Below are 20,967 nucleotides of genomic sequence, written 5' to 3'. Positions count from 1 at the left end.
GGTGCGCCACCCGGTCTCGCTGAAACCGGCCGAGGCGCAGGCCGAGTTCGCCGCGCTCAAGGCCGATGTCGCGGTGGTGGTGGCCTATGGGCTGATCCTGCCGCAGCCGGTGCTGGACGCGCCGCGCCGGGGCTGCCTGAACATCCATGCCAGCTTGCTGCCGCGCTGGCGCGGCGCCGCGCCGATTCACCGGGCAATCATGGCCGGCGATACCGAAACCGGGATCTGCATCATGCAGATGGAGGCCGGGCTGGACACCGGCCCGGTGCTGTTGCGTGCGACCACGCCGATCGGTGCCGAGGACACCACCGCCGCGCTGCATGACCGGCTGAGCGCGCTGGGCGCACAGCTGATCGTCACCGCGCTGGACCGGCTCGACAGCCTGGAACCGCAGCCGCAGCCCGAGGCGGGCGTCACCTATGCCGCCAAGATCGACAAGGCCGAGGCGCGCATCGACTGGACCCGCCCGGCCGAGCAGGTCGACCGGCAGATCCGCGGCCTGTCACCGTTTCCCGGCGCCTGGTGCGAGATCGGCGGCGAACGGGTCAAGCTGCTGGCCTCGCGCCTTACCCATGGGCAAGGCCGCCCCGGCGAAGTGCTGGACGCGGCCCTGACCGTGGCCTGCGGCACCGGCGCGGTTCAGCTGACGCGGCTGCAGCGGGCGGGCAAGGGCGCACAGGATGCCGACACCTTCCTGCGGGGCCACCCGGTGGCGCCGGGCACGCTGCTGCCGGGGGGCGGGGGATGAATTTCACCCTGTTCGGCACCCTGGTGATCGCCGCCGCGATTGGCTATGGCGCCGAGCGCAGCGGCTTTACCCGCAACGGCTATCTCGCCTCGGTGATCATCTGCATCGGCGGCGCCTTCCTGTTCTTCTTTCTCCGGCGGATGTTCGGTTTCGGGTTCGGCGCGCCGGGGCTTGATGCCATACTGTCGGCGATCGGGGCGCTGATCATCGTGCCGTTTCACTGGCGGAGGTAGACCATGCCGATCCTGGGGCTGATCATCATCGGGGCGGCGGCGGGGTTTCTCGCCACCCGGCTGATGCGGATCGAGGCAAGCATTCCCGCGACGCTGCTGATCGGCATCGCCGGAGCGCTGATCGGCGGGCTGATCCTGCGGGCGCTCTGGGCGGTGATGGGCCTGGCCTCGGGTTTGATCGGTGCGGTGCTGGGGGCGATGTTGCTGCTGTGGCTGTGGCAGGCCTATCAGCGGCGCAAGTGATCGCGGCGGGGCATTCCGTCGCCGGAATTTGCCCCCGACCCTCAGCCCTTGAACGGTTTCATGCCCGCGCGCGCCAACTCGTCGGCGCGCTCGTTCTCGGGGTGGCCGGCATGGCCCTTAACCCATTCCCATTTCACCCGGTGGCGCGCCTGGGCCGTGTCCAGCCGCTGCCACAGCTCGGCATTTTTCACCGGCTTCTTCGCCGCCGTCTTCCAGCCGTTTTTCTTCCAGCCGTGGATCCAGCCGGTGACGCCGTTTTTCACATATTGGCTGTCGGTGATCACGGTGATGTCCGAGGGCCGGCCCAGCACTTCCAGCGCGTGAATCGCCGCCAGCAGTTCCATCCGGTTGTTGGTGGTCTCGGCCTCGCCGCCGCTCAGCTCGCGCTCCTTCACCACCTCGCCGGCTTCCATGGCGCGCAGCAACACGCCCCAGCCGCCGGGGCCGGGATTGCCGGAACAGGCGCCATCGGTATAGGCAAACAGCTCAGGCATGGGCGGTCAGCGTCACGAAAGTTTCGGGCTTGCCGGCCAGTCCGGCGCCATTGCTGCGGCGGCTGGCGGTGACGGTGAATCCGGCCTTGGCCAGCAGGCGCCGCAATTCGTCCTCGCCGTAATAGGTATAGAACCGCCCCAGCGAATCGCGCGCCGCGCCGCTGCCCAGCTTCATGCCCAGATGCAGCGCGCCGCCCGGTTTCAGCGCCTTGCGGAGGCGGGCGAGGTGGCCGGGAAATTCGGCGCGCGGCGCGTGCAGCAGGCTGAAATTGGCCCAGATGCCGTGGTAATCCGCCTCGGCCGCCAGCGCCTCGAATGCTTCGACCCGCACCTCCAGGCCGAAACGCTCGCGGGCGAGATCGGCCATCGCCTTGGTCGCGTCGGTGGCCTCCACGGCATAGCCCGCCGCCTGGAAGGCCGCCGCCCACTGGCCCGGCCCGCAGCCCAGATCGAGGATGCGCCCGCCCGCGGGAATCAGCGCCAGAAAGGCCGCCATGTCGGCGGACTGGTCGACATCCTTGCTGCTGGCAAAGCAATTGGCATAGGCCTCGGCGGCCTCGGTGTAGACGTCGAGCGTTTCGCGGTCAGCGGTCATACCTGCGGTTCTTCGATGATGGTGCCCCGGTTCTGACATGGCGGGGATGAGGAGGCAAGGCAGGGCGGGGCGGGTTTGGACGAGGATCTGAACACCGCGCATCTTGCCCGTCGTCAGGGCCGCTGTTTGCGGCTACGCCGGTTCGCGCAGGACGCGGGGCACCTTGAACTCGACACGTTCCACCGCCGTTTCGACCATCTCGACCGTCACCTCGAACCGGTCGCGGAAGGCGTCGATCACCTCGTTGACCAGCACTTCGGGGGCCGAGGCACCGGCGGTGATGCCGACCGACCCGATGCCGTCCAGCGCGCGCCAGTCGATATCGCCGGCGCGCTGCACCAGCTGCGAATAGCCACAGCCGGCACGAGCAGCAACCTCGACCAGGCGGCGGGAATTGGAGGAATTCGGCGCCCCCACCACCAGCATCGCCTCGGCCTTCGGCGCGATGGCCTTCACCGCCTCCTGCCGGTTGGTGGTGGCATAGCAGATGTCTTCCTTATGCGGGCCGACGATCGCCGGGAACCGCGCCTTCAGCGCCGCGACGATATCTGCGGTGTCGTCGACCGACAGGGTGGTCTGGGTGACATAGGCGATGCGCGCGGGGTCGCGCACGGTCACCCCGGCGACATCCCCGACGGTTTCCACCAACAGCACGTCGCCGGCCGGCAGCTGGCCCATGGTGCCGATGGTCTCGGGATGGCCGCGATGGCCGATCATGATCATCTGCAGCCCATTCTCGGCATGGCGCTGTGCCTCGATATGCACCTTCGACACCAGCGGGCAGGTGGCATCGACATAGACCATGTTGCGCTGCTGCGCCTGCGCGGGCACCGATTTCGGCACCCCATGCGCCGAGAAGATCACCGGCCGGTCGTCGGGGCAATCGTCCAGCTCTTCCACGAACACCGCGCCCTTGGCGCGCAGCCCGTCGACCACAAAGCGGTTGTGCACGATCTCGTGGCGCACATAGACCGGCGCACCCCATTTCTGCAGCGCCATTTCGACAATCTTGATGGCGCGGTCGACACCGGCGCAGAACCCGCGCGGCGCGGCCAGGTACAGGGTCAGGGGCGGTTTGGTCATCGGCATACTCCTGCGGCCACAGGTAAGCCGCCGCGCCGGGAAGATCCAGAGTCCGGGCGCAGGAAACCGGCAGGAGCCCGCAATCGGGCCCCTGTCCGGGCAGGAAACGTGGTGACGCCGCGCTGACGCGCGCCGCAGGATGCGACCTTTGGGCGCGCTGGCGGTCGCGAACTTTAGCGCGCGCCGGCTGCCGCGACGTTGCGGCTGCTGCCACCGTCCTCGGACTGGTCGCGCGGCGGCCGGCCGATCACGTCTTTCAGCTCTTCGAGTTCGATGAAATTATCGGCCTGGCGGCGCAGCTCGTCCGAGATCATCGGCGGCTGGCTGCGAATGGTGGAAACCACCGAGACGCGAACGCCCTGGCGTTGCAGGCTTTCGACCAACGGCCGAAAATCGCCATCGCCCGAGAACAGCACGATATGATCGACCCGCGGCGCGAGTTCCATCGCGTCGACGGCCAGTTCGATATCCATGTTGCCCTTGACCTTTCGCCGGCCCATGTTGTCGGTATACTCCTTGGCGGGCTTGGTCACCATGGTGAACCCGTTATAGTGGAGCCAGTCGACAAGGGGGCGGATCGGCGAATATTCATCGTTCTCCAGCAGCGCTGTGTAATAGAACGCCCGAAGCATCTTGCCACGCCGCATGAATTCCTGGCGCAACAACTTGTAGTCGATGTCGAACCCCAGCGCCTTGGCGGCCGCGTAAAGATTCGAACCATCGATGAACAGCGCGAGCCGTTCGTCTTTGTAAAACATATAGTCGTCCTTCCGGTAGTCCGCTCCGCCAGAGTTCCGTGAGCAATAATAAATTCGGCGAAACAGTGGACCCAAAATAAGTCAACATGCTTTGGCTGCAAGTGTAAAGAATTTAGGAAGAGAGCGCGGATGTGAGCGATATCAACTCACTTTTTCTTGTGGCACTGGGCGGCAACCTGCCTTTTGGCGGGCAAAACGTTGCGTCAAACCTTGTCTCGGCGGTGCTTCGGCTGGCCGAAAAGGGCCTGCGCCCGCGTGCGATCAGCCGGTTTTTTGCCACGCCCTGCTTTCCGCCGGGGGCCGGGCCGGACTACGTAAACGCGGCGATTTTGGCGGAAAGTACCCTGCCGCCCGCCGCGGTGCTGGCGCTGTTGCATGAGGTGGAGCAGGAATTTGGCCGCGAACGGCAGGCCCGCTGGGGCGCGCGCGGGCTGGACCTGGATCTGCTGGCCTGCGGTCAGAGGATCTGTCCGGATCCGGCGACGCAACGTCGCTGGATCGACCTGGCACCCGAGCGGCGGTCACGCGAGGTTCCCGGCGCGTTGATCCTGCCACATCCGCGGCTGCAGGAGCGCGCCTTTGTCCTGGGCCCGCTGCGGGATATTTATCCGGACTGGCAGCATCCGGTGCTTCAACAAACCGTTGAACAGCTGTATGATTCCCTGCCAAAGGCGGATATCGCGGCGATCCGGCCGCTTTAGGCCCCGGATCCGGCTTGTCAAGCGCCAGATTCGGCACTAGATAACACCCTTCTTTAGGAACAGATCCTGATTGGAGTGCTTTTATGGCCCGCGTGACGGTTGAAGACTGCGTTGACAAGGTTCCGAACCGGTTCGAACTGGTGATGCTTGCTGCCCACCGGGCGCGCGAGCTGTCCTCGGGCGCGGCGATCACCGTGGACCGCGACAACGACAAGAACCCGGTCGTGGCGCTGCGCGAAATTGCCGACGAGACCCAGCGCGCCGACGATCTGCGCGAGCGGCTGATCGAAAGCAACCAGAGCCAGATCGAGGTCGACGAGCCCGAAGAAGATTCGATGGCGCTGTTGATGGGGGCGGAATCGGACAAGCCGGTCGAAGACGACATGTCCGAGGAAAAACTGCTGCGGGCACTGATGGAGGCCCAGGGCCAGGGCTGAGTGCCGGATGCGTAGGGTGCGGACGGGATGATTTCTGCTGACGATCTGATTGAACTTGTCCGCAACTACAATCCGAAGACGAATGTAAAGCGCATCACCCAGGCCTTCGAGTATGGCGCGGCGATGCACGAGGGGCAGTATCGCCACTCGGGTGAACCCTATTTCATCCACCCCGTCGCGGTGGCCGCGATCCTGACCGAACAGCGGCTGGACGATGCCACCATCATCACCGCGCTGCTGCATGACACCATCGAGGACACCAAGGCCTCCTACGCCGATGTGGCCGAGAAATTCGGCTCCGAGGTGGCCGGGCTGGTTGATGGCGTCACCAAGCTGACCAATCTGCAGCTGTCCAGCGTCGAGACCCAGCAGGCCGAGAATTTCCGCAAGCTGTTCATGGCGATGTCCAAGGACCTGCGGGTGATCCTGGTCAAGCTGGCCGACCGGCTGCACAACATGCGCACCATCAAGTCGATGCGCCCGGACAAGCAGGTGCAGAAGGCGCGCGAGACGATGGATATCTATGCGCCGCTGGCCGGGCGCATGGGCATGCAGTGGATGCGCGAGGAACTGGAAGACCTGTCCTTCCGGGTGCTGAACCCGGAAGGCCGCCAGTCGATTATCCGCCGTTTTATCACCCTGCAGCGGGAATCGGGCGATGTGATCCCGCGGATCACCCGCGACATGCGGCGCGAGCTGGAAAAGGCCGGGATCGAGGCCGAGGTGTTCGGGCGGGCCAAGAAACCCTATTCGATCTGGCGCAAGATGCAGGAAAAGGAACAGGGCTTCTCGCGCCTGTCCGACATCTACGGCTTTCGCATCATCACCGGGTCGGAAGAGGATTGTTACCGCGCGCTGGGCGCCATCCACCAGCGCTGGCGCGCGGTGCCGGGGCGGTTCAAGGATTACATCAGCCAGCCCAAGACCAACGGCTATCGGTCGATCCACACCACTGTGTCGGGGCGCGACGGCAAGCGGGTCGAGGTGCAGATCCGCACCCGCCAGATGCATGACGTCGCCGAAACCGGGGTGGCGGCGCATTGGTCCTACCGCGACGGCGTGCGGGCCGAGAACCCGTTTGCCGTCGACCCGGCGAAATGGATCGCCTCGCTGACCGAACAGTTCGACGCCGAGGAGGATCATGAGGATTTCCTCGAAGCGGTCAAGCTGGAGATGTATTCCGACCAGGTGTTCTGCTTTACCCCCAAGGGCGACGTGATCAAGCTGCCGCGCGGGGCGACGCCGATCGACTATGCCTATGCCATCCATACCCGCATCGGCCATGCCTGTGTCGGCGCCAAGATCGATGGCATCCGGGTGCCGCTCTGGACGCGGATCAAGAACGGTCAATCGGTCGAGATCATCACCGCCGAGGGGCAGAGCCCGCAGGTCAGCTGGCTGGAGATCGCCACCACCGGCAAGGCGCGCACCGCGATCCGCCGCGCCCTGCGCGAGGCCGACCGCGAACGCTTTATCCGGCTGGGCCGCGAACTGGCACGCTCGGCCTTCGAACATGTCGGGCGCAAGGCCACCGACAAGGTGCTGGACACCGCCTCGAAACATCTGCGCATCAGCGGCGGCGACGAGCTGCTGGCGCGGCTGGGCAGCGCCGAGCTGACCGCGCATGACGTAGTGCAGGCGGTCTATCCCGATCTCGCCCGCGACGAGGGCGACCAGATTTCGCCGCGCCGCGCGGTGATCGGGCTGTCGCCGGGCCAGTCCTTTGAACGTGCCGCCTGCTGCCAGCCGCTGCCGGGTGAGCGGATCGTCGGCATCACCTTCCGCGGCAAGGGCGTGGTGGTGCATGCGATCGATTGCGAGCGGCTGAGCGACTACGAGGACCAGCCGGAACGCTGGGTCGACCTGCATTGGCATGGCGGCACCCATCCGGCGGTCTATGGCGCCACCATCGATCTGACCATCGGCAACGATGCCGGCGTGCTGGGACGTATTTGCACATTGATTGGCGAGAAGAAGGCCAATATCTCCAATTTGGAGTTTGTTGACCGCAAACCCGACTTCTACCGCCTTATGATTGACGTGGAATTGCGGGATGCGGAACAACTTCACTCCTTAATGCTGACACTGGAGGCAGATAGCGATGTCGCCGCTGTCGAGCGTTTCCGCCGCAAGGTCAGGGTACACGCCCGGGCCAGCTGAGTTTTAACCGGGATCAAGAAGGACGTCCCATTGGTATTCAGACGCCGTGACCGACGCTCGACCTGGCGCGTGATCGCGGATTTGGTTTATCCCCGGGGCGGCTGGGCCCGCGCCTTTCTGTATGTGCAACATCGGGTGCGGCGGCTGCCAGACACGCCGGAACGCATCGCGCGCGGCATCTGGGCCGGCGTGTTCACCACCTTCACGCCGTTTTACGGCATTCATTTCGTGATCGCCGCGCTGCTGGCGCTGGCGATGCGGGGCAATATCTTTGCCGCGCTGATGGCGACGTTTTTCGGCAATCCGCTGACCTATGTGCCGATCGGCATCATCTCGTTGCAAACCGGCCACCTGCTGCTGGGCGATGAATTGGACGCCGGCACGCAGCGGTCCTTCGGCGGCAAGTTCGTCGATGCCGGGCGCGACCTGAAGGACAATTTCTTCGCGCTGTTCAACGACCAGACCGCCGATTGGCACCGGTTGGCGGTGTTTTACGACGAGATTTTCTTTCCCTACATGATCGGTGGCATCCTGCCCGGCATCCTTGCCGGCACCATCGCCTATTACCTCAGCGTGCCGGTGATCCGCGCCTATAAGAAGCGCCGCAAGGGCGCGATCAAGGCCAAGTTCGAGGCGATCAAGGAAAAGGCCGGCGCCACCGGCGATATCCACCGCAAGGCCGACTGAGCGGCACCGGTGCCGGGGTGTTGCCGCCCGGCGCTTTGTTCTAGGATTTGATCAAATCCCGATCAGGAGATTCGCCATGACCGATCTGCCCCGTCTGCGCCTGGGCGTGAATATCGACCACGTCGCCACCGTGCGCAACGCCCGCGGCGGCGCCTATCCCGATCCGCTGCGCGCCGCGCAGCTGGCCGAAGAGGCCGGTGCCGACGGCATCACCGCGCATCTGCGCGAGGACCGGCGGCACATCTCGGATGCCGATATCGACGGGCTGATGCAGGTGCTGAACGTGCCGCTGAATTTCGAGATGGCGGCGACGCCCGAGATGCAGGCCATCGCCCTGCGCCACAAGCCGCACGCGGTCTGCATCGTGCCGGAAAAGCGTGAGGAGCGCACCACCGAGGGCGGGCTGGAAGTGGCGCGCGAGGAAAACCGCCTGGCGCATTTCATCGCCCCCCTGCGCGACGCCGGCTGCCGGGTGTCGATCTTTATCGCCGCCGACCGCCGCCAGATCGAGGCCGCGCACCGGATCGGCGCCCAGGTGATCGAGCTGCATACCGGCGCCTATTGCGACGCCCAGGCCGAGGGCCGCCTGGCCGAGCGCGACCGCGAGCTCGAGGCGCTGCGCGAGATGGCGGCCTTTGGCCATGCGCTGGGGCTGGAGGTCCATGCCGGCCACGGGCTGACCTATGACACGGTACAGCCGGTGGCGGCCTTCCCCGAGCTGCGCGAGCTGAACATCGGCCATTTCCTGATCGGCGAGGCGATTTTCCGCGGTCTGACCCCGGCGGTGCAGGAAATGCGCCGGCTGATGGATGACGCCCGCGCCCGGCGGGTCGCCTCGTAGACGGCGCCGAGAATATAGCCTGAACCGCGCGTTTGCGTTACACTCGGCCCTGCTCGACTCTGTGACAGGAGTTGCGTTTCAGGCTGCGAGTGACCGACATGACGCCAGACAAGAAGACCAGGGCGGCCAAGCCAGCGCCCGACCGGAAACAGCCCGGACCGTCCAAGGCAAGCGAAAGCCAGCGTGTCGCCAAGGCGGATGAAAATTTCGAACATACGCTGCGGCGCGCCGCCATCGAGCGCGAGAACCAACGCGCCCGATCACCCGGCCTGTACCGCTAGTCGCCGGACCGCGACCGTCCCGGCCGCCGCGCCGGGACCGCGCGGCGGATGGGTCAATAGGGGTCGCGCGGGTCGCGCTGATCCGACAGCGAGTCCTGCCGCCGCGCCACCAGCGCCTCGATGGCGTCGGCCAGGTGCTCTTCGGCGATGTTGTAATCGCCGCGTGCTACCCGCAGCCGGTGCGCCTCGATCATCACGTCGGCATGGCGGCAACCCTCGGGCGGTTCAAAGCGATAGCAGGCCAGTTCGATCAGCAGGCCCATCGGATCGGTGAAATAGATCGAATCCATGAAGCCCCGGTCCTTGGGCCCGGAATGGTTGATGCCGCGCTCGTCCAGGCGTTTGACCGCCTGGCTGAACGTCGCCTTGCTGACATTGAAGGCCAGGTGATGCACGCAGCCCGGCTCGGTCGGGGTGCGGCGCCGGTCGGGGGTACGCGATTCGTTGGTGAAGACGGTGATCAGCCGCCCGTCGCCGGGATCGAAATACAGGTGGCCCTCGTCGGGGTCGTCCAGGTTGGGCTGGTCGAAGATAAAGGGCATGCCCAGCACACCCTCCCAGAAATCGATCGAGGTCTGCCGGTCGGCGCCGGTCAGCGTGATGTGATGCACGCCCTGGGTTTGCAGTTTCCGCATGGTCCTCCTCCTTGCCGTGGCACGGCCTAGTTGAACATCTCCAGTTTCAGCGCCGGCATCGAACCCATCCACAGCGCGTGGTCGCGATGGTCCTGCAACGCTTGGCCGGTTTCCGGATGCACGAACACCGTCAGCCCGCGCCGGTGCAGCGCCAGCCAGGTCACCACTTCGGCAAAATCGTCGCGGCCGAAGGCCAGCTGGCAGCTCCACATCGGGTGCGGGCCGACCGGCTTTTCATGCAGGCGGCCAACCTCCACCGGCAGCGCCTCACCCGCCGCATCCCGCACCGCGCGCGCGGTGCCGAGGCTGTCGGCGTCGTAATAGAGATGGGCGTGAAACCCGGTGATCGTGCTGTCCATGGTCTTCCTTTCCTGTCCTCAACCTTAGGTGCCTGCGACCGGGCGTAAACCGGCCTGCGGTCACAGCCGCTGTGCGCTCAGGTAGGGCGGTGATGCATCACCCGGCCGATGGTGTTCAGCAGCAGCTGCGCCGCCAGGATCTGGGTGCTGCCCGACGGGTCGTAATCCGGCGCCACCTCGACCAGGTCGAGGCCAACGATTTCGCCGCGCCGGGCCAGCCCGTCGATCAGTTCCAGCACCTCGTAATAGAGGAACCCGCCATGGCTGGGCGTGCCGGTGCCGGGCGCGATCGAGGGGTCGAAGGCGTCGATATCCACCGTCAGGTAATAGCGCATCCCGGCCGGGATCCGCTCGAGCAGCGCCGCGGTGCCCATCGCCCGCACCTGCCGCACCGATTGGATATCCGAGCCCATCTCGCGCGCGGTGACATAGCCTTCGCGCGCGGTGGACGAGACGTTGCGGATGCCAATCTGGGTCAGCCCGGTGACATGCGGCTGCTCGGCCGCGCGCCGCATCGGGTTGCCATGGCCACAGCGCACGCCGTGACGTTCGTCGACGAAATCCAGATGCGCGTCGATCTGCACCAGGTGAATCGGCGCCTGGTCGTCAAAGGCGCGGATGCAGGGGATGTTCACCGAATGATCGCCGCCCAGCACCACCGGCAGCGCACCGGCGGCCAGCATCCGCCGCACCCCCAGTTCGATATTGGCATGGCTTTGCGCCGTGTCGGTATGGATGATGTCGGCATCACCGATATCGACGACCGACACCTGCGCCGGGTCGAGATAGGTGATGTCATCCTCGAAATCATAGGCGCCGGCATGGCCGAAGGCGAACAGGGTCGAGGCCTCGCGGATCGCCCGCGGCCCCATGCGTGCCCCGGCCCGCCACTGCGTGCCGCCATCGAAGGGCGCGCCCATCACCGCCACATCGGCGGCGATAGCGTCCCAGTCCGGCTGGTAGGGATATTTGCCGAAGGTGCAGATGCCGACGAAGGGCAGGTTCAGCCGCCCGCTGTCATATCCATGTGTGGTCATCTGGTCCCCGCGTCGCCCCGTTTTGCCGCGATCATGGCAACCGGGGCCGCGGATGTCACCTGCTTCACAGGCGCCGTGCGCCGCGGGACGTCCGGAATTTCAGCCCGGACTATAGCCGCGCGCGGTCTCCAGCAGCTCTTTCAACGCCGCCACGTCGCCGATGCGATTGGCCATCAGCAGCACCAGCCGCGCGTTCAGGGCGTGGCTTTCGTCCGGGTCAAGCCCGTCATGGGCCTGCATCAGCGCGGCGTAAAACGCGTCTTGATGCGGGCTCAGCCGGTCGATTTCGCAGGTCATGCCACCATCTCCTCTGGCGCGGCGCCCAGGGCGCGGTCGCGGGCCGCCAGCACCTCGGAGGCCACCGGCTGGGTGAAGCTGGCACAGACATGGCCGTCGGGGCGGAACAGGTAGGCGCGGTCGCTGCCATAGCGGCGGAGGGCGTGGCCATGGGCGGCGGTGAAACAGGGATAATCGGCGCGCTGGTTGATGCCGATGCGGCGCAGGCCCGGCAGGTCGGGCAGCACCACGTCGCCGAAGCCGACCAGGGTGAAGTCGCCCTGCACCTCGGAAATCAGCCAGCTGTCGCCGTCCGGCCCGCTCAGCGGCGCGTCGGGCATCGCGGTGCCCGGCGGCACCGGTGCCGGGCCGGGGGTTTGCAGCGCGAAGCCTTCCAGCGAACAGGGCTGCGACAGGCGGCCCGAATTCAGCAGCTTCTGCGCAAAGGCCTGATCATGGGCCAGGCGCAGCGCCTCGGCACGGAACAGCGCCTCGACCGGGGTCTTTGGGGTCATGAAATTGGTCGAACGGGCCGAGTTGAGGATATTCTCGTCGGCGGCGAAGCCGCGTTCGGCGTCATAGCTGTTCAGCAGGTCGGGCGCGGCCGACCCGGCCAGCACCGCCGCCAGTTTCCAGCCCAGGTTGTCCACGTCCTGGATGCCGCCATTGCCGCCGCGCGCGCCGAAGGGGCTGACCACATGGGCGCTGTCGCCGGCAAAGATCACCCGGCCATGCAGGAACCGCTCCAGCCGGATGCAGCGGAACTTGTAGACGCTGACCCAGTCCAGCCGGAACGGGGTGTCGCCGACAATGTCGCGGATCCGCGGGATCACCCGGTCTTCGGCCGCCTCGGCCTTGCCATCGGCATCGGCATCCAGCTGCAGGTCGATGCGATAGATATGGTCGGGCTGCATATGCAGCAGCGCCGACTTGCCGGGATGGAAGGGCGGGTCGAACCAGAACCAGCGCTCGGGCACGCCCTGGTCGAAGGGGCTGTCCTGCATCTCGATATCGGCGATCAGGAACTGTTCCTGAAAGGTCTGGCCGGTGAATTCCAGACCCATCCGGCCACGGGTGGGCGAGCCGGCGCCGTCGCAGGCGACCAGGTACTGCGCCTCGACCTGATAGGTCCCGTCCGGGGTCTCGACCGTCAGGTGCACATGGTCGCCCTTGTCCTGATGCCCGGTCACCTTGTTGTTAAAGCGCAGGTCGATCAGCTCGGGGAAGTCGCGGGCGCGGGCGACCAGGTAATCCTCGACGTAATATTGCTGCAGGTTGATGAAGGCGGGGTATTTGTGGCCGTCCTCGGGCAGCAGGTCGAAGCTGTAGACCTCGTCGGCGCCGTGGAACTGGCGGCCAATCTGCCAGGTCACGCCCTTGGCCAGCATGCGGTCGCCCACGCCCAGCCGGTCGAAGATCTCCAGCGTGCGCTTGGACCAGCAGATCGCCCGGCTGCCGACCGAGACAACGTTATTGTCGTCCAGCAGCACCGAGGCGATGCCGCGCTGGGCCAGGTCGATGGCCAGCGCCAGCCCGACCGGCCCGGCGCCGATGATCGCCACCTTGTGGCGCGGCTCGGGGCCGCTCAGCGCCGGCGGCGGGCTGTAGTCAAAGGGTTGATACTCATAGGCCATGCCGGTTTCCTCCTCCCGCTTGGCAGGGGCCTAGCCCTGCAGCGCCTCCCACATCTTCAGGTCACGCTCGGCGGTCCAGATGCGCGGCGTGTCGATATCCAGCGCCTCGTCATAGGCGCGGGCGACGTTGAAGGGCAGGCAATGTTCGTAAATCGCGTAATCGGCGAATTTGGGGTCGCATTCGGCGCGCACCGCGTCCCAGGCGTCTTTCAGGCTGCCGCCCTTCAGGGCGACGCGGGCCGCCGGGCGATAGGTGGAGCGCACGAAATCCTCGGTCAGATCCAGCGCCGCGTTGACCATGTCGGCGCCCACCAGCGCCTCGCCGCGCCCCGGTGCGATGGCGTCGAGGTTGAAGTTGCGGATCCGGCCCAGGGTGCCGGGCCAGTCGTGGAAATGCCCGTCGCCGCAATAGCAGGCTGAGTGGTATTCGACGATGTCGCCGGTGAACATGGTATTGGCATCGGGCACGTAGACCACGATATCGCCGGCGGTATGGGCGCGGCCCAGATGCATCAGGTCGACCCGGCGGTTGCCGAGATAGACGGTCATCCGATCGTTGAAGGTGGTGGTGGGCCAGGTCAGGCCGGGAATGCTTTCATGGCCTTCGAACAGGCGCGGAAACCGCTGGAATTCGCTGTCCCAATCCTCTTGCCCGCGTTCTGCCACCATGGCGCGGGCCTTTTCACCCATGATCACCTGGCTGGCGCCGAAGGCCGAGGCGCCCAGCACCCGCACCGCGTGGTAATGGGTGAGGGTGACATGGGTGATCGGCTTGTCGGTGACCTCGCGCACCTTTTCGATCACCTTCTGTGCCAGCCGGGGGGTCGCCTGCGCCTCGACGATCATCACGCTGTCATCGCCGATGATCACGCCCGAATTCGGGTCGCCCTCGGCGGTGAAGGCCCAGAGCCCGTCGCCCACCTCGGTGAAGCTGATTTCTTTCTCGCCCAGGTCGCCCTGCGATGCAAATGCCTTGGCCATGTCTGCGCCTTTCTCTGCCGGTCTTGCCGGTGGCGCGGTCGGGCACCTCCGGCGGGAGTATTTTTCAAGAGAAGAAGGCCGGGACGGGGCCCGGCCTTCCCCGCCGCGCCTAGCGCGCGTAGGGGTCTTCCAGCGCCGGCAGCACGGTGCCGCTGCAGCTGCCGAAGCCGATGGTATAGCCGTCGCCTTTGGCGGCGCCGGTCAGGGCCAGCGTGTCGCCGTCTTCCAGGAAAGTGCGGGTTTCGCCGCTGTCCAGCGTCAGCGGCTCCTTGCCGCCCCAGCTGAGTTCCAGCAGCGAGCCGCGCTCGGGTTTGGTGGCGCCCGAGATGGTGCCCGAACCGAGCAGGTCGCCGACATTCATCGGGCCGCCGGCGGTGGTGTGATGGGCCAGCTGCTGGGCCGAGGAATAATACATCTCGCGGTAGTTGGTGCGCGAGATGGTGGTGGCCGGCTGGCCCTGCGGCGCCAGCGTCACCGCCAGGTCGATGTCATAGAGCATCGGGCCGCAATCCTTGAGGTGATCCAGCAGTTCGAATTCGCGCGGCGGCGTGTCCACCCGGAACGGCTCGAGCGCCGCCTTGGTGACGATCCAGGGGCTGAGGGTGGTCGCGGTGGCCTTGGCCTGGAACGGGCCCAGCGGCTGGTATTCCCAGGCCTGAATGTCGCGCGCCGACCAGTCGTTCAGCAGCACATAGCCGAAGATGTTGTCATCGGCCTCCTGCACGGTGATCGGGCCGTCGCTGTCGACGCCGACGATGGCGCCGATTTCCAGTTCGAAATCGAAGCGGCGGCAGGGCAGGAAGGCGGGTTTGTCATGGTCGGGCGATTTCAGCTGCCCCCAGGGGCGGCGCACCTCGGTGCCGGAGACATAGACCGAGGAGGCGCGGCCGTTATAGCCGATGGGGATGTGCAGCCAGTTCGGCGGCAGCGCGTTTTCGGGGCCGCGGAACATGGTGCCGACATTGAAGGCGTGGTTCCGCCCGGCATAGAAATCGGTGTATTCCGACACCACGAAGGGCATGTGCAGCGTCGCCTCGGCCATCGGCACCAGCAGCGGTTCGACGCTGTCGCGCTCGGCCGCGCCCTCGGCCAGCAGCGCGGTCAGCCTGTCGCGCAGCGCCGCCCAGACGGCGGGGCCCTCGGCCATCAGATCGTTCCAATAGGGCACATCGAAGAGCGGCACATCGCCCAGGGCGATGAGGCCCGATTCCTCGGCCGCGGCCATGTCGAGGATCTGATCGCCGATGGCGACGCCGCAGCGCGGCTCTTCCTCGCCGATGGAGAACACCCCGTAGGGCAGGTTGTTAAGCGGGAACGGGCAGTCGGCGCTGTTGGCGGTGCGGATCCAGCTGGTCTTGAGCGGCATATTCGGTCCTTTGTCTTATGCGGGCTGTGCGTCGGGCTGGGCCTCGGGGAGGCCCCGTTTCACCGCGTCAATGTCGCGGCAGCGGGCGTCGATCTGCGCCAGCCGGTCGAAGGCGGACATGTCCAGCCCCCAGCGGCGGGCGTTCACCATCTGGCCGACCAGGCAGATATCGGCCAGGCCGATGGTCTGACCGAAACAGAATGGCGTGTCATCGCGGATCAGCGCCTGGAAGGCGGTGAAACCTTCCTGCATCCAGTGGTTCATCCAGGTGACGGTGTCTTCCTGGCTGTGGCCCAGCTGCGATTTCAGGTAGGTCACCACCTTGAGATTGTTCACCGGGTGGATGTCCAGCGCGATGGTCTGCGCCGCCGCCTGCACCTGGGCGCGGCCGACCGGGTCGGCCGGCAGCAGCGCCGGCTCGGGATAGGTGGTTTCGAGATACTCGATAATCGCCATCGACTGGGTCAGGATGGTGCCGTCATCCAGCACCAGCGCCGGCACGCCCTTGCCCGGATTCACCGCCGCGTAGGCGTCGGAGAACTGTTCGCCCTTGGGCAGGCTGACGGTTTCGAGGTCATAGGTCAGCCCCTTGAGATGCATCACGATGCGCACCCGCACCGAGGTGGTGGAGCGCCAGAAGGAGTAAAGTTTCACGGTTGTCCATCCTCCCTGGGGGCCGGCGGCGGCCGGCGCCAGTCTGCGGCGGGCGGCGGCGCGGGGCAAGCCCGCGACCGCGCCGGGCGCCTTACTTCTTGCCCGGGGTGCCGTCGAATTTTTTTTCCAGGCTGTCCCAGCAGTCGATGTAATCGTCCTGCAGCGGGGCCTCCTTGGCGGCAAATTCGGTCAGGTGCTGCGGGAAGCGGGTCTCGAACATGAAGGACATGGTATTGTCCAGCTTGTCGGGGCCGAGATTGGCGTTCGAGGCCTTTTCGAACGCCTCGCGGTCGGGGCCGTGCGGCAGCATCATGTTGTGGAGCGACATGCCGCCGGGGACAAATCCCTGCGGCTTGGCGTCGTACTGGCCATAGATATTGCCCATCAGCTCGGACATGATGTTCTTGTGATACCAGGGCGGGCGGAAGGTATCCTCCATCACCATCCAGCGTTCGCGGAACAGCACGAAATCGATATTGGCGGTGCCCGGCACACCCGAGGGCGCGGTCAGCACGGTGAAGATCGACGGGTCGGGATGGTCGAACAGGATCGCGCCGATCGGGCAGTAATTGCGCAGGTCGTATTTCACCGGGGCGTAGTTGCCATGCCAGGCCACCACGTCCAGCGGGCTGTGGCCGATCCGGGTTTCGTGGAACTGGCCGCACCACTTAATGGTCAAGGTCGAGGGCGTCTCGCGATCCTCGAAGGCGGCGACCGGCGTCTTGAAGTCGCGCCGGTTGGCCATGCAATTGGCGCCGATCGGGCCGCGGCCGGGCAGTTCGAATTTCTGACCGTAATTCTCGCAGACAAAGCCGCGCGCCGGGCCTTCGACGACCTCGACCCGATAGACCAGGCCGCGCGGGATGATGGCAATCTCCTTCGGCTCCAGATCGATAAGTCCCAATTCGGTGGCAAAGCGCAGCCGGCCTTCCTGTGGCACGATCAGCATCTCGCTGTCGGCCGAGTAGAAATAGGCGTCCTCCATCGATTCGGTGACCAGGTAGATATGGCTGGCCATGCCGACCTGGGTGTTGACGTCACCCGCCGTGGTCATGGTGCGCATGCCGGTCAGCCAGGTCAGCCCCTTGTCGGAATGCGGCACCGGGTTCCAGCGGTACTGGCCCAGCGACACCACGTCGTCGACCACATGCGGCGCCGATTTCCAGTAGGGCAGGGCGATTTTTTCATAGCGGCCGGAATGTTTCACCGAGGGACGGATGCGATAACACCAGGTGCGTTCGTTCTGGTGGCTGGGCGCGGTGAAGGCGGTGCCGGAGAGCTGTTCGCCATACAGGCCGTAATTGCATTTCTGCGGCGAATTCATGCCCTGCGGCAGCGCGCCGGGCAGCGCCTCGGTTTCGAAATCATTCCCGAATCCGGGCATATAGCCTTCGGTGGTGCCGGTCGGCGTGGCGGCCTGAACCAGCTTGTGCGGGGCGGTCGGGCGATTCATCGAACAATCCTCCGGTTGCGTCAGCCGCAGAGGTAATAGTTGATTTTGTAACTAACAACCACGAAAACGGGGTCATGAGCAAAACAGACGATTTCGATCTGCAGGATTTCCTGCCCTATCTGCTGAACCAGGCCGCCGAGACATCGAGCCTGGCCTTCCAGCAGGTTTACAAGGGCCGCTATGGCATGTTGCGCACCGAGTGGCGGGTGCTGTTCCACCTGGGCCGCTATGGCCGGATGACCGCGAAAGAGATCGGCCAGCGCGCCAAGACCCACAAGACCAAGATCAGCCGCGCGGTGCAGAAGCTGGCCGAGCGGCGATTCCTGACCCGCGAGCGGGATGAAACCGACCGCCGCCATGAATATCTGGAACTGACGGCGGCAGGGCAGGCGGTCTATCGCGATCTGCGGGCAGTGGCGGCGGAATATGACGCGCGGTTGGTGGCCCAGTTCACGCCGGACGAGGCGGCGCAGCTGCGCGCCATGCTGCAACGGCTGGCCGGAGGGTCCGGAGATGGATGAAACAGGCGACTTGCAGGGCCAGGCGCAGGCGCTGTCGCGGTGGCTGCTGAACGAGGCGCTGGGCAGCATCGGCCAGGCGCCACTGCTGGAGGGCTATTGCACGCGGCTGCGGGCGGCGGGCGTTTCGCTGGGCCGGCTGCACGTGGCGCAGCGCACCTATCACCCGCAATTTGGCGGCTTTGGCTATAGCTGGACGCCGGAAACCGGTCTGGTCTACGAAGAATATGCCCATAGCGACAGCCCGTCGGAGCAATGGCTGAACAGTCCGCTCTATCACATTCTGTCCACCAACCTGTCCGAACTGCGCGAACGGATTTGCGCGCCGGGATATGCCAGCCGCTTTCCCCTGATGGACGATCTGAAGGCACAGGGGCTGACCGATTATTTCGCCACCGGCGTGCTGTTCGACCAACCGCCCGACGTTGCCGTTCTGGACCTGCAGGAGCGGCTGCGCGGGCTGCTGATCTCGTGGTGCAGCTCCGCGCCCGGCGGCTTTTCCGAGGCGGAGCTGGACGTGTTCCGGGCGCTGCTGCCGGAACTGGGGCTGGCATTGAAATCGGCGTCGAACCGGCGCATCGCCGATGACCTGCTGCGGGTCTATCTGGGCCAGGATGCCGGGGCACGGGTGCTGTCGGGCGAGTTCCGCCGCGGATCGCTGCGCAAGATCAGCGCGGTGATCTGCTATTTCGACCTGAGTGGATTCACCAGCCTGTCCGAACAGGTGCCCGGTGACCAGGTGATCGCCATGCTGAACGATTATTTCGGCATCGTGGTGGCGGCGGTGCAGGCGGCCGGCGGCAACGTGCTGAAATTCGTCGGCGACGGTCTGCTGGCGATGTTCGACCAGGACGACCCCGCCGCGGCGGCCAGCGCCGCGCTGGAGGTGGCGGCGGGGCTGGGCCGGCAGATGGCGGCGGCCAACCGGCGGCGCCGGGCCGAGGGGCTGCCGGTGACCGATTACACCCTGGCGCTGCATGCGGGGGAAATTCTTTACGGCAATATCGGCGCCGAGAACCGGCTGGATTTCACCGTGATCGGTCCGGCGGTGAACCTGGCGGCGCGGCTGTCGCAGATGCACAAGGCGCTGGGCCAGACCGTGGTGATGTCCGAGGCGGTGCAGGCCGCCGCCGCCGGCACCCCGCATGACCTGGTGCCGCTGGGCCGCTATATGCTGCGCGGCGTGTCGGCGCCGCAGATGCTCTATACGCTGTATACCGCGCCGGACTGAGCCGGTTCAGAATTTGACGTCGACGCCGGGCAGCCGCAGCGCCTTCATCATGTCGCGCAGTTCCTGGCGCGCGGCGACATTCGAGATGTTCAACTGCTTGACGCCGATATCCTTCAGATCCAGCAGCGTCAGGCCGCGGGGGAACAGCTCGCGGAAGATCACCCGCTCGGAAAAACCCGGTGCGATTCGGAATCCGACGCGCTGGGCCAGCATCTTGACCGCGCGCTCCATCTTTTCCTTGTTGACCATGCGCTGGGTGCCGACCCGGTTGCGCATCACCACCCAGTCGATCGGTTTCAGCCCGGCCTGGGCGCGCAGCTGGCGGGCGTTCCACACCATCTCGGCATAGACCGAGGGGGCCAGGATCTTTTCCCCGGCATCGTCGATATGGGCCAGCAGGTCGAAATCGATAAAGCTGTCATTCAGCGGCGTGATCAGCGTGTCGGCCAGCGAATGGGCCACCTGGCTGAGCCGGGTATGCGAGCCGGGACAGTCGATCAGGATGAAATCGCTGTCTTTCTCCAGCAGCGAGATCGCGGTGGACAGGCGGTGGTCATAGATGTTCTCGCCCGGGCGCAGCGTGGCGGCGTCGATCTCGGGCAGGTCGTGGCAGCGTGCCGAGGGCAGCGTGAGCCCGGATTTTTCCAGGAAGATGCGGCGATTCTCGGCATGGCGGCCCAGCGAGCGCTGCCGCAGGTCCAGATCCAGCGTGTTCACCCGATGGCCAAGCCGGGCCAGCGCGGTGGCGACATGCATGGAAACCGTCGATTTCCCGGCCCCGCCCTTTTCGTTCCCGACGACGATGATATGCGCCATGCCTGACCCCTCTGTGCCGCTGCTGAACACGGTTCGGATTGTTTGGCGCACTATATGTTGTGTGGTGACCGATGGAAAGCACAGACATTCCTGTCTTTCCCTTCGCGGCTGTGATTCCGGGGCGGCGCGGCGCCGCTGTCGCAGTTGCCGTGACCTTCACCTGTCACATGCCGTCTGCGGCGGTGACGCCGGCCAGTTGCAGCGCCGCACGCAGCGGTGCCAGCTGGCGGGCATAGCGGCGCCAGGCGGCGTCGCTGCCCGAATAGATCGGCTGGCGGATCTGCATGGCACTGGCGGTCAGCACCGGGCCGGGGGCCTGTTCCGGGGCCAGGCAGGCCGGCGACCAGCTTAGCCCGCTGGCCGCCACCAGCCGCCGCGAGGTGGCGACGGGGTCGCTGACCAGGTCGGCATAGGCGATTTCGGCGATGCGACCGGGAAAGCGGCGGTGCCAGAACGCCATCAGGTCGCGATGGAGCAGCATATAGGTGGCGATATCGGCAAAATCGTAGGCAAAGCCGTTGCCGCGCCCGGTGAACAGGTGGCGATAGAGCGACCAGGCCAGCGGCAGCGGGGCGCGCGACAGGTGCAGCAGCCGCGCCTCGGGCAGCGCCGTCAGCAGCAAGCCGATCCAGCGGAAATTCTGCGGCATCTTGTCGAGGATCACCCGGCCGGCGCGGGCATAGGGCGCATAGCCCGCCAAAAGGTCGCGCCGCAGCCCGGCGATATCCGCCGGGGTCAGCGCCGGC

26 protein-coding genes are annotated in these 20,967 nt (G+C 66.0%); 11 read left to right on the top strand and 15 right to left on the bottom strand.

Going from position 1 to position 20,967, the window contains the following annotated elements:
• The 3 genes from fmt to CVM52_RS14900 form a co-directional block, all read left to right on the top strand.
• Positions 1-748 (top strand): methionyl-tRNA formyltransferase (gene fmt, locus CVM52_RS14910; protein ID WP_100163281.1); only part of this gene is annotated, 748 nt, incomplete at its 5' end.
• Complete coding sequence (locus CVM52_RS14905; protein WP_100163280.1) at positions 745-981, top strand: hypothetical protein; 237 nt, start codon at positions 745-747, stop codon at positions 979-981. The genes fmt and CVM52_RS14905, both read left to right, overlap by 4 nt.
• Positions 982-984: 3 nt before the next feature.
• Positions 985-1,224: a GlsB/YeaQ/YmgE family stress response membrane protein gene (locus CVM52_RS14900; protein ID WP_100163279.1), complete on the top strand. Its 240-nt coding sequence runs from the start codon at positions 985-987 to the stop codon at positions 1,222-1,224.
• A 41-nt stretch (positions 1,225-1,265) separates the two neighbouring features.
• Here CVM52_RS14900 and rnhA read toward each other — a convergent pair whose 3' ends face one another.
• The 4 genes from rnhA to CVM52_RS14880 all read right to left on the bottom strand — a co-directional run bounded on the left by rnhA (position 1,266) and on the right by CVM52_RS14880 (position 4,154).
• Complete coding sequence (gene rnhA / locus CVM52_RS14895; protein WP_100163278.1) at positions 1,266-1,718, bottom strand: ribonuclease HI; 453 nt, start codon at positions 1,716-1,718, stop codon at positions 1,266-1,268.
• Positions 1,711-2,313: a class I SAM-dependent DNA methyltransferase gene (locus CVM52_RS14890; protein WP_100163277.1), complete on the bottom strand. Its 603-nt coding sequence runs from the start codon at positions 2,311-2,313 to the stop codon at positions 1,711-1,713. The genes rnhA and CVM52_RS14890 overlap by 8 nt, the downstream gene beginning before the upstream one ends.
• Before the next feature lie 132 nt (positions 2,314-2,445).
• Positions 2,446-3,396: a 4-hydroxy-3-methylbut-2-enyl diphosphate reductase gene (gene ispH / locus CVM52_RS14885; protein WP_100163276.1), complete on the bottom strand. Its 951-nt coding sequence runs from the start codon at positions 3,394-3,396 to the stop codon at positions 2,446-2,448.
• Positions 3,397-3,569: 173 nt separating this feature from the next.
• The gene (locus CVM52_RS14880; protein WP_100163275.1) at positions 3,570-4,154 is read right to left on the bottom strand and encodes a LabA-like NYN domain-containing protein; all 585 of its coding nucleotides are present in this window, start codon (positions 4,152-4,154) and stop codon (positions 3,570-3,572) included.
• Between the two features lie 131 nt (positions 4,155-4,285).
• Here CVM52_RS14880 and folK point away from each other — a divergent pair, with 131 nt between their 5' ends.
• The 6 genes from folK to CVM52_RS14850 all read left to right on the top strand — a co-directional run bounded on the left by folK (position 4,286) and on the right by CVM52_RS14850 (position 9,261).
• A complete protein-coding gene (gene folK, locus CVM52_RS14875; protein WP_100163274.1) occupies positions 4,286-4,855 on the top strand; it encodes a 2-amino-4-hydroxy-6-hydroxymethyldihydropteridine diphosphokinase in 570 nt (189 codons plus the stop codon).
• 83 nt (positions 4,856-4,938) lie between these two features.
• Positions 4,939-5,292 (top strand): DNA-directed RNA polymerase subunit omega, encoded by a 354-nt coding sequence (rpoZ, locus tag CVM52_RS14870; protein ID WP_100163273.1) that lies wholly within the window; start codon positions 4,939-4,941, stop codon positions 5,290-5,292.
• Positions 5,293-5,319: 27 nt separating this feature from the next.
• On the top strand, positions 5,320-7,452 hold the full coding sequence (locus tag CVM52_RS14865; RefSeq protein ID WP_100163272.1) for a RelA/SpoT family protein: 2,133 nt from the start codon (positions 5,320-5,322) through the stop codon (positions 7,450-7,452).
• Positions 7,453-7,482: 30 nt separating this feature from the next.
• Positions 7,483-8,139 carry a DUF2062 domain-containing protein gene (locus tag CVM52_RS14860; RefSeq protein WP_100163271.1) on the top strand — a complete coding sequence of 219 codons (657 nt, stop codon included), beginning with the start codon at positions 7,483-7,485 and terminating at the stop codon, positions 8,137-8,139.
• Between the two features lie 76 nt (positions 8,140-8,215).
• Entirely contained in the window at positions 8,216-8,980 is a 765-nt protein-coding gene (locus tag CVM52_RS14855; RefSeq protein ID WP_100163270.1) for a pyridoxine 5'-phosphate synthase, read from the top strand.
• Positions 8,981-9,078: 98 nt separating this feature from the next.
• Positions 9,079-9,261, top strand: a complete 183-nt coding sequence (locus tag CVM52_RS14850) for a hypothetical protein (protein WP_100163269.1) — start codon at positions 9,079-9,081, stop codon at positions 9,259-9,261.
• A gap of 53 nt (positions 9,262-9,314) precedes the next feature.
• On the opposite strand, the gene CVM52_RS14845 is transcribed toward CVM52_RS14850, so the two are convergent.
• The 9 genes from CVM52_RS14845 to hmgA all read right to left on the bottom strand — a co-directional run bounded on the left by CVM52_RS14845 (position 9,315) and on the right by hmgA (position 17,656).
• Positions 9,315-9,896 carry a VOC family protein gene (locus CVM52_RS14845; RefSeq protein ID WP_100163268.1) on the bottom strand — a complete coding sequence of 194 codons (582 nt, stop codon included), beginning with the start codon at positions 9,894-9,896 and terminating at the stop codon, positions 9,315-9,317.
• Between the two features lie 26 nt (positions 9,897-9,922).
• Positions 9,923-10,255, bottom strand: coding sequence for a DOPA 4,5-dioxygenase family protein (locus CVM52_RS14840; RefSeq protein WP_100163267.1), 333 nt, complete (start codon positions 10,253-10,255; stop codon positions 9,923-9,925).
• Between the two features lie 77 nt (positions 10,256-10,332).
• A complete protein-coding gene (speB, locus tag CVM52_RS14835) occupies positions 10,333-11,292 on the bottom strand; it encodes an agmatinase (protein WP_100163266.1) in 960 nt (319 codons plus the stop codon).
• A 99-nt stretch (positions 11,293-11,391) separates the two neighbouring features.
• Entirely contained in the window at positions 11,392-11,589 is a 198-nt protein-coding gene (locus CVM52_RS14830) for a DUF2783 domain-containing protein (protein WP_100163265.1), read from the bottom strand.
• A complete protein-coding gene (locus CVM52_RS14825; protein ID WP_100163264.1) occupies positions 11,586-13,202 on the bottom strand; it encodes an FAD-dependent oxidoreductase in 1,617 nt (538 codons plus the stop codon). The genes CVM52_RS14830 and CVM52_RS14825 overlap by 4 nt, the downstream gene beginning before the upstream one ends.
• A 30-nt stretch (positions 13,203-13,232) precedes the next feature.
• Complete coding sequence (locus CVM52_RS14820; RefSeq protein WP_100163263.1) at positions 13,233-14,183, bottom strand: MBL fold metallo-hydrolase; 951 nt, start codon at positions 14,181-14,183, stop codon at positions 13,233-13,235.
• A gap of 109 nt (positions 14,184-14,292) precedes the next feature.
• On the bottom strand, positions 14,293-15,549 hold the full coding sequence (fahA, locus tag CVM52_RS14815; protein ID WP_100163262.1) for a fumarylacetoacetase: 1,257 nt from the start codon (positions 15,547-15,549) through the stop codon (positions 14,293-14,295).
• Between the two features lie 15 nt (positions 15,550-15,564).
• Positions 15,565-16,203, bottom strand: a complete 639-nt coding sequence (maiA, locus tag CVM52_RS14810; RefSeq protein ID WP_100163261.1) for a maleylacetoacetate isomerase — start codon at positions 16,201-16,203, stop codon at positions 15,565-15,567.
• Positions 16,204-16,294: 91 nt separating this feature from the next.
• Entirely contained in the window at positions 16,295-17,656 is a 1,362-nt protein-coding gene (gene hmgA / locus CVM52_RS14805) for a homogentisate 1,2-dioxygenase (protein ID WP_100163260.1), read from the bottom strand.
• A gap of 74 nt (positions 17,657-17,730) precedes the next feature.
• On the opposite strand from hmgA, the gene CVM52_RS14800 reads away from it, so the two are divergent.
• Both CVM52_RS14800 and CVM52_RS14795 read left to right on the top strand, forming a co-directional pair.
• Entirely contained in the window at positions 17,731-18,177 is a 447-nt protein-coding gene (locus CVM52_RS14800; protein WP_100163259.1) for a MarR family winged helix-turn-helix transcriptional regulator, read from the top strand.
• The gene (locus CVM52_RS14795; RefSeq protein ID WP_100163258.1) at positions 18,170-19,405 is read left to right on the top strand and encodes an adenylate/guanylate cyclase domain-containing protein; all 1,236 of its coding nucleotides are present in this window, start codon (positions 18,170-18,172) and stop codon (positions 19,403-19,405) included. The genes CVM52_RS14800 and CVM52_RS14795 overlap by 8 nt, the downstream gene beginning before the upstream one ends.
• Positions 19,406-19,411: 6 nt before the next feature.
• On the opposite strand, the gene CVM52_RS14790 is transcribed toward CVM52_RS14795, so the two are convergent.
• Both CVM52_RS14790 and CVM52_RS14785 read right to left on the bottom strand, forming a co-directional pair.
• The gene (locus CVM52_RS14790) at positions 19,412-20,221 is read right to left on the bottom strand and encodes a division plane positioning ATPase MipZ (RefSeq protein ID WP_100163257.1); all 810 of its coding nucleotides are present in this window, start codon (positions 20,219-20,221) and stop codon (positions 19,412-19,414) included.
• 163 nt (positions 20,222-20,384) lie between these two features.
• The coding region (locus CVM52_RS14785; protein ID WP_133119855.1) for a sulfotransferase family protein at positions 20,385-20,967 on the bottom strand (583 nt) is incomplete at its 5' end.

This window comes from Pseudooceanicola lipolyticus (genome assembly GCF_002786325.1).
GTDB lineage: Bacteria > Pseudomonadota > Alphaproteobacteria > Rhodobacterales > Rhodobacteraceae > Pseudooceanicola_C > Pseudooceanicola_C lipolyticus.
Note: the sequence above shows the minus strand (reverse complement) of the source record. Positions and strands in the feature narration are given on the sequence as shown.